Annotated in this window: 5 protein-coding genes and 1 pseudogene; 4 read left to right on the top strand and 2 right to left on the bottom strand. The window is 71.2% G+C overall.

Translation table 11 applies throughout. The features are described from left to right. Positions 1-153, top strand: a pseudogene (locus HMPREF3159_RS17750) (ectoine/hydroxyectoine ABC transporter ATP-binding protein EhuA); the annotation flags it as partial. A 248-nt stretch (positions 154-401) separates the two neighbouring features. Here HMPREF3159_RS17750 and HMPREF3159_RS00930 read toward each other — a convergent pair. Both HMPREF3159_RS00930 and HMPREF3159_RS00925 read right to left on the bottom strand, forming a co-directional pair. Continuing rightward, complete coding sequence (locus HMPREF3159_RS00930; protein WP_070499172.1) at positions 402-1,343, bottom strand: type IV toxin-antitoxin system AbiEi family antitoxin domain-containing protein; 942 nt, start codon at positions 1,341-1,343, stop codon at positions 402-404. Between the two features lie 346 nt (positions 1,344-1,689). Further along, complete coding sequence (locus HMPREF3159_RS00925) at positions 1,690-3,981, bottom strand: HAD-IB family hydrolase (RefSeq protein ID WP_070499148.1); 2,292 nt, start codon at positions 3,979-3,981, stop codon at positions 1,690-1,692. Positions 3,982-4,145: 164 nt separating this feature from the next. On the opposite strand from HMPREF3159_RS00925, the gene HMPREF3159_RS00920 reads away from it, so the two are divergent. The 3 genes from HMPREF3159_RS00920 to HMPREF3159_RS00910 are packed head-to-tail and all read left to right on the top strand — an operon-like array spanning position 4,146 to position 7,532. Continuing rightward, positions 4,146-4,922: an SDR family NAD(P)-dependent oxidoreductase gene (locus HMPREF3159_RS00920; protein WP_070499147.1), complete on the top strand. Its 777-nt coding sequence runs from the start codon at positions 4,146-4,148 to the stop codon at positions 4,920-4,922. A gap of 4 nt (positions 4,923-4,926) precedes the next feature. Further along, entirely contained in the window at positions 4,927-5,829 is a 903-nt protein-coding gene (locus tag HMPREF3159_RS00915) for a lysophospholipid acyltransferase family protein (protein WP_070499145.1), read from the top strand. After that, on the top strand, positions 5,826-7,532 hold the full coding sequence (locus HMPREF3159_RS00910) for an FAD-binding oxidoreductase (protein WP_070499143.1): 1,707 nt from the start codon (positions 5,826-5,828) through the stop codon (positions 7,530-7,532). Before HMPREF3159_RS00915 ends, HMPREF3159_RS00910 begins: the two co-directional genes overlap by 4 nt. Positions 7,533-7,705 lie beyond the last annotated feature (173 nt).

Genomic DNA, 7,705 nt, shown 5'->3' with positions numbered 1-7,705 from the left:
GTGGTCACCCACGAGATGGGCTTCGCCCGCGAGGTCGCCGACCAGGTCGTGTTCATGGACGAGGGCCGGATCCTCGAGTCCGGCACGGCCGAGCAGGTCATCGACCACCCCGAGTCCGAGCGCCTGAAGGGCTTCCTCGCCTCGGTGCTGTGAGCGGGCCGGGCCGCGACCTGCCCCGCCTGCCCCGGCGTCCCTGCCCGGGCCCCGGCCGTGACGTCCCCGCCCCGCTGGGCCGACCGCGCGCATGAATCTGCGTCCTGTGCGTGACCTCAAGGCCATAGAGCGCCTGAGGTCACGCATGGAGCGCATTTGTGTGCGGCAGGGGAGCGGCGGCGACGGCCAAAGCTCCGAGGCGGCGCACTCCTGGGGCAGCACGACAGGCCGCGCAGCGTCGCTGGGGATCAGCTCGCCAGCAGCTGCTCCACCTTCCGCTGGCCGAACGCTCCGACCTCGGCGATCGTCTCGAGCACCGCATCCTTGGTGTCGGGCCAGTTCCGCCAGACCTGCTCATAACTCAGCCGCAGGGTCTGCAGCCCATGTCGGCCCGTGCGCAGGTCCCTGCGTCGATCCAGCGCGAAGGCATCGGGTCCGGAGTGACCGTCGCGGCCGTCGATCTCCATCAGGATCCCGCCGACGTACAGGTCCACATAACCCGCACCGTCGACGAACACCTGCTGCTCCACCCGGAAGCCCCGCCTGCGGAGCCAGCGGACCACCCGCGTCTCGGACCCCGAGTCGCTCGCCGTCGACAGCGCGCCGATCCGTGAGCGCACCGATGCAGGGGCGACGTCCAGCAGCCGCTGCACCTCCGCCGGCGCCATCAGCCGACGATTCATCGCAGACTCGAGCAGGATCGCCGCACGCTCTCCGCTCTGGCATCGCATCGCGTGCTCGAGGGCGAGCGGGAGGGAGGCGACGGCATCCGGCTCCTGCCACGACCGACAGCCGGAGGGGTGGGCCAGCATGTCCTCCGGCACACCCGCGGAGCCGTTCGGGCGGTAGACATGCAGCGTCCGTCGCTCCTCGTCGTCGCGGTACGGGATCCACAGGCCGTGCAGCGCGGCGGCGTCGATGCAGGTGACACGGTACCCGTGGCGCAGTGCGAGTCTGGCGGGCGGGAGCGCCGCCGCGTTTCCGTACCAGCCTCGTGCCACTCTCTGCAGCCGTCCAGAGCGCACGGACCGGATGAGCCGGGAGTCGGTGTATCCCATCGCCAGCAGCTCCCGGCGCGACGCGAGGCCGAGCTCCTCCTGGGTGAGGTGCCGGGTGCCCTGCGGCGGGCCGACGGGGCGGGGCCAGGGCCAGGCCGACGCGGGGAGCACGAGATCGCTGGCGTGGTGCATGGCCCCGAGCGTGCCGTGCCCGGCGACCGGCTGCTGCAAGCTGGGCTCGGGTGTGGACAAGGCCGGCCTGGGGAGGAGAGGCGCTGCCGCGGAGAGCGCCCTGCCGGGTTGTCACGTGACGGGCTAGCGGGCCTGGTAGGCGTGCGCGGGGCGGTCGGGAGAGGGGACGCACACAAATGCGTCCTGTGCGTGACCTCACGTGCCATAGGCGGCTGAGGTCATGCACAGGACGCAGAATTATGTGGGCGTGGGCGTGGGCGTGGGCGTGGGCGTGGTGCGAACCTGTCCGATGCCGGGCAGTGCTGAACTGGCCGGGCCGGGACGCCGTCGCCGGCTCAGCCCCGGCTCACCACTCCAGGATCTGCCAGCGCTTCTTCTTCGCGACGGCGTACAGCCCCAGGTCCGGAGCGACCGCGGCGGGGGTGCCGACGAGCGCGAGCCAGGCGGCGTCCGCATGGGAGTCGCCGTAGCCGTAGGAGGTCGACAGGTCCGCGCCGTGCAGGTCCGCGTACTTCCGCAGCCAGTTCGCGCGCGCCTCGTCGACCAGCGGGGGAGTGGCGAGATAGCCGGTCATCACGCCGTGCTCGTCCTCGTCCATGTGGGTGGCCAAGACCTCGTCGAAGAGGTCCGCGAGCGGCTCGACCAGCACGTCCAGTGCGCCGGAGACTAGCACGGTGCGGTGCCCGGCGGCGCGGTGGCGCTCGATGGTCTCCAGCGCCTCCGGGCGGATCGAGGCGCGGATGCGGCGCCCGGCCTCGCCCTTCATGAGGGTGCGCAGCTCCTCCGCGCGGTATCCCTTGTAGCGACGGTTGACCAGACGGATCAGCTCGGAGCGGTCGCGCTGATCGGCGCGCAGGTAGCCCGGCATCGCGGCGAGCAGGCCGCCGATCTCGGCCGGCCAGGTGCGGCGGGGGCGGGTCGCGCGGACCACGGCGAAGTACTGCTGGACGATGTTCGTGGCCAGCACGGTGCCGTCGAGATCGAAGACCGCGAGCGAGTCCGTGGACTGCTTCAGCTCGGGCGTCGGGCGGGAGGCGCGGCGCTTCTGGGCGGACTTCGCGCGGGAGTAGGCCTTGGTGAGGTCCGTGACGGCCGGCAGGTGCTGCCTCTGGAAGTAGTCCTTCCACACGATCCCGGTGACGTCGAAGTCGTGGGTGGCCAGGAACTCCTCCGGCAGCTCGTCCCGCAGCGCCCGCGTGTTGGCGTCGTCGAACACCATCTCGGTCTTCGTGTAGTGGCGGTACAGCTCGATGTACTTGCGCAGCGTCGTCAGTCCCGAGGTGGTCTTGTGCAGGTTCGAGGTCCACTCGCGGGTGCGCTTGGTGGCCGGGAGATAGGCGACCGCGGTGGAGCCGATCTTCGCGGTGAGCTCCTTGGCGCGGAAGCGCTGCTCGACCATCTCCACCGCCGGGAAGGACCACTCGGGCACCTCGATCGGACGGCCCTTCTCGTCCTCGAGCGGGTGTTCCGTGAAGTACTCGCGCACCGCGGTGACCATCTCGTGGAAGGGCATCGGATTCGAGGCGCCGGAGACGACCTGGTAGTAGGCGTCGTCGCCGCGACGGGAGACGTCCTGGGTCGCGAGCGCCACGATGACGTTCACGACGTGGTCGACGGGGATCACGTCGAGGATGGAGTCCGCAAGGCCCGGGAACTCCGGCAGCATGCCGCGGCCGTAGGCCATGATCAGGGGGTCGGCGACCTTGTAGCCATCGATCCAGCCGGGGTAGGGCTTCTTCATGGCGGACTCGATGATGGAGGGGCGCACGAAGGAGACGCGGTGGCCGCTGCCGGCCCACAGCTCCTCGGCGACCTGCTCGGCCATCGCCTTGGTGAAGGTGTAGATGTCGGTCCAGCCGACGGACTGGGCGCGGGTGCGGCCGAAGTCGACCAGGCGCTGCTGGACCCAGTCGCGCCGCGCCTCCTCGGAGACGTTCGCCACGGACTTCGGGCCCATGCGTCCCACCTGCAGCTTCGCGGTGCGGATCTGGGAGCGGAGGGTCTCGGGCTTGCGGGACTCCGCCTCGACGCGCTCGCGGGCGGCGAGGGCGGCGTCGAACTCGGCGCGCCAGTCGACGTCGGAGCGCAGCGAGCCCTCCTGGCGCAGCCCCTTGGAGATGCCGCCGACGTAGGCGGTGGAGACGTGGATGACGTGCGGGTCCTGGCCGGAGGCCAGCAGCGCCTCGTAGAGGTTGCGGGCGCCGCCGACGTTGGTGCGGAAGGCGTCGTCGATCGGCGGGTCGAACGAGACGGAGGAGGCCGAGTGGATCACCGTGTCGACGGGCTCGGTGATCGCGGGCATGTCGGTGAGGTCGCCCTCGAGCACGCCGACGCGCGCGTCGAAGATCTCCTTCAGGCGCGCCTTCCCGTCGGCCGCGCCGCCGAGCGCGCCCTCCTTCTCCAGCAGCTCGCCCCAGGAGGCGAAGACGGGCTTGCGCAGCAGCTGCTCGAGGCGCCTGCGGGCCGTCACGGAGCCCTTGGGTCGCACGACGGCGGTGACGTGGACGTCCTCGGTGGTCTCCAGCAGCGAGCGCAGGACGGCCTGGCCGAGGAAGCCGGTGACGCCCGTGAGCAGGATCCGTCGACCCCCGGTGCCCCCGGGGGTGGACGGGGCGGCGGCGGGGGAGGTGTGCGACATGGGATCCTCTGGGACGGGGGCGGAGGTGCCGGACTGACCCGGGAGGTCAGCGGCAGGGCCTGGGCGGGCCCGCGCGCGCGACGCGCCCGCGGTGTCTACTGCCCGGTGGTTGCCCGGTGGCTTCTCCGTGCTGGTCAGGGCTGGTCTAGTGTATCGTAGCCGCCATGCATAGGGCCCTGATCACCGGCGGCACCGCAGGCATCGGGGCGGCCTTCGCCAGAGCGTTCGCCGGCCGGGGGAGCGCCCTCGTGCTGGTCGCGCGGGATCCCGATCGCCTCGAGGAGTCGGCCGCGCAGCTCCGTCGCGAGCACGGCGTCGACGTCGAGACGATCGTCGCGGATCTCGCCGACCGCCACGCTCAGCAGCGGGTCGCCGATCGCCTCGAGTCCGACACCGACCCCGTCGACGTGCTCGTGAACAACGCCGGCTTCTCCGTCCGCGCAGGCCTGCTCGACGAAGACCTCACCCCCCACGACCTCGGCTTCGAGGTCATGATCCGTGCCGTCCTCAAGCTCGGCGGGGCGGCGGGTCGGGGGATGCGACGCCGCGGGCGCGGCTGGATCATCAACGTCGGCTCCGTCTCCGCGCTGGTCCCCCAGAACAACTACTCCGCGATCAAGGCGTGGGTGGGCAACTACTCCGAGTCCCTCGGCGTGCAGCTGGCGGGCACCGGCGTACAGGTCACCGCCCTGATGCCGGGGTGGGTCCGCACCGAGTTCCACTCCCGCGCCGGGATCAAGGGCTCCTCGATCCCGGGCGTGCTGTGGCTGGACGCGGACCGTCTGGTCGAGGACTGCCTGCGCGATGTGGCCCGCGGGCGCCCCGTCTCGGTCCCCTCGAAGCGCTGGAAGCTGATCTCCGCCGTGCTGCGCACCACCCCCCGCGGCCTCGTCGCGCGACTCAGCGCGCTGCTCAGCCATCGCCGCAACCGGGAGAAGTGATCGCGTGACCGACGAGGACAGCGAGAAGGAGCCCGAGGAGCAGAAGAGCTCGCGACGGGCCGAGGCCGCGGCACGGTTCTCCGAGGCCTCGAGCCGCGCCGCGGACGCCACCGCGAAGGCCGCCGACGACCTCAAGGACCGCTCCCGTCGGCTGCTGGACTCGCTCTCCGCCCGCTCGCGCGGGGAAGGCTGGGAGAAGCCGACGGGCGAGCTGGCCAAGTACCGCTCCACCTGGCGCGCCGGGATGCGCTTCGTGCTCCAGCGGGTGCTGTTCCGGGGCGTGGTGAACTCCGCCGTGAGCCCGCAGGTGCAGGTGCACCGCCGCGTGAAGAGCATCCGCGGCCCGTTCGTGCTGGTCGCCAACCACACCAGCCACGTCGATGGCCCGCTGCTCGCGATGAGCCTGCCCTGGACCCAGGGCCGGTTCCTCTCCACGGGCGTCGCCGCCGACTACTGGTTCGACCACTGGCACCGGCGGCTCTTCGTGCGCCTGATGATGAACGCCTTCCCCATCGACCGCGGCGGCTCCCGCAAGCACGCCGGCACCTCGAAGAGGCTGCTGCGCAGCGGCGTGCCGATCCTCGTGTTCCCCGAGGGCGGCCGCCAGCAGACCGGTGCCATGGCCGAGTTCAAGCCCGGCGCGGCCGCCCTCGCCCTCGGCGTCGGCGTCCCCGTCGTGCCCGCCGCGATCATCGGCGGCTACGAGGCGATGCCCAAGGGGCGCAGCTGGCCCGTGCCGGGGCGCCCGCCCGTGCGGGTCGTCTTCGGCGAGCCGCTGCTGGGCGGGGTGGAGGAGTCCGCGAGCGACTTCATCGCGCGCATCCGTGACAGCGTGAAGGACCTGTACGACGGGCACCACGACGAGGTCCTGGGCAGTGCTGTCCGGGACGAGGAGGAGGACGCATGAGCGATCGGCCGAGCGCACGCGAGGTCAGGCGGCACAAGTGGTGGGGGTGGGGTCTGGACGACATCACGTTCCGCTATGACAACAAGCCCGCCTTCGCCCCGCTCGCGCGGAACAAGATCGGCGTCGACCTCGACTCGAAGCAGCCGGTCGAGCCGCAGCTGTCCGACTTCGAGGTGCCGGAGAGCCGGCTGCCCGCTCCGGCGCGCGAGGCGCTGGTCGCCGTCGTCGGCGCCGACAACGTGCTGGACGACGACGAGTACCGGGTCGTCCACTCCTTCGGCCGCTCCCTGCCGGACCTGTTCCGCGTCCGGGGCGGCCGCTTCGAGCGCCTGGTCGACGCGATCGTGTACCCCGCCTCCGAGGACGAGGTCACCGCGGTCCTGCGTCTCGTGCTCGAGCACGACATGGTGCTGATCCCCTACGGCGGCGGCTCCTCCATCTCCGGCTCCGTCACCCCCGATGTGGACGAGCAGCGCCCGATCCTCACCATGAACCTCGGCCGCATGCGCGAGGTCCTCGAGATCGACGACACCGCGGGCCTCGCCCGGGTGGAGGCGGGCGCGTACGGCCCGGACCTCGAGGAGCAGCTGAACGCGCTGGGCTGGACCGTCGGCCACTTCCCCGACTCCTTCACCTACTCGACCGTCGGCGGCTGGGCCGCGACGCGCTCCTCCGGCATGCAGTCGGACAAGTACGGCGACATCGAGGACATCGTCCGCGGCCTGCGGATGGTCCATCCCGCAGGCACGGCCGTCACCAAGCCGATCCCGGGCCGCGACTCCGGGCCGAGCGTGCACGAGATGATCCTGGGCAGCGAGGGACGCCTCGGCGTGATCACCGAGGTCACGGTGCAGGTGCACCGCGTCGCCCCGGTCCGTCAGGTGATCGCCTACATGTACCCCGACTGGGAGCACGGCATCCGCGGCATGCACGCGATCGCCCGCTCCACCGACGTCTCCCCGACCTTCACCCGTCTCTCCGACGGGCCGGAGACCGAGTTCAGCCTCGCCATGGTCAAGGCGCCCACCTCCACCAAGGGGAAGGTCGCCGCGAAGGTGCAGGACGGGCTGTTCTCGTACCTGCGCTCCAAGGGCTGGGACACGACGAACGAGATGTCGATCTCCTACGTCTGCTTCGAGGGCTCGAAGGAGTCCGTCGAGCAGCAGAAGTCGATCGTGAAGAAGATCGTGAAGAACGCCGGCGGCATCACGCTCGGCGCGGGCCCCGGCGCGATCTACGACCAGAAGAAGTTCGACACCCCCTACCTGCGCGACTTCCTGATGAACTACCAGGTCTTCGGCGACGTCTGCGACACCGGTGCGACCTGGTCGAAGATCAACGAGGTCCATGCCCGGGCGTTCGAGGCCTTCTACGCGGTGCAGGAGGAGCAGGGCCTGCCCGGCTTCATGTTCTGCCACATGTCGCACAGCTACCACGCCGGGGCGTGCCTCTACTTCACCTTCGCCTTCCCCTACTCGACCGACGAGCAGGCGCTCGAGCAGTACTACGCCGCCAAGAGCGCCGTGCAGCAGACCTTCGTGGACCTCGGCTCGACGGTCTCCCACCATCACGCGGTGGGCACCGAGCACCAGCCCTGGATCACCGAGGACATCGGCGAGGTCGGCACTCGCATGGTGCAGGGGCTCTTCGCCGACACCGACCCGGGCCGGAACCTCAACCCCGGCAAGGTCGTCCCCTCCTGAGCGGGGGAGCGACGATGCAGGCCGCGCATCCCGTCCTCGTGCTGCGGCACGGGGAGTCGACCGCGAACGTCGAGGGGCGGATCGTGTCCGTCCCCGGTCCGCGGGCGCTCGAGACCGTGGGGCTGACCGGACGCGGCCGGGAGCAGGCGCGCGCCGCGGCGGCGGACGCGGCC

The organism is Brachybacterium sp. HMSC06H03 (assembly GCF_001807385.1).
GTDB classification, from domain to species: Bacteria; Actinomycetota; Actinomycetes; order Actinomycetales; family Dermabacteraceae; genus Brachybacterium; species Brachybacterium conglomeratum.
This window is presented reverse-complemented; position numbering and strand designations above follow the sequence as displayed.

Excerpts from the sequence above, each read along its gene's own strand:
- HMPREF3159_RS00930 (WP_070499172.1), bottom strand. The coding sequence starts at position 1,343 with ATGCACCACGCCAGCGATCTCGTGCTCCCCGCGTCGGCCTGGCCCTGG.
- HMPREF3159_RS00925 (WP_070499148.1), bottom strand. The coding sequence starts at position 3,981 with ATGTCGCACACCTCCCCCGCCGCCGCCCCGTCCACCCCCGGGGGCACC.
- HMPREF3159_RS00920 (WP_070499147.1), top strand. The coding sequence starts at position 4,146 with ATGCATAGGGCCCTGATCACCGGCGGCACCGCAGGCATCGGGGCGGCC.
- HMPREF3159_RS00910 (WP_070499143.1), top strand. The coding sequence starts at position 5,826 with ATGAGCGATCGGCCGAGCGCACGCGAGGTCAGGCGGCACAAGTGGTGG.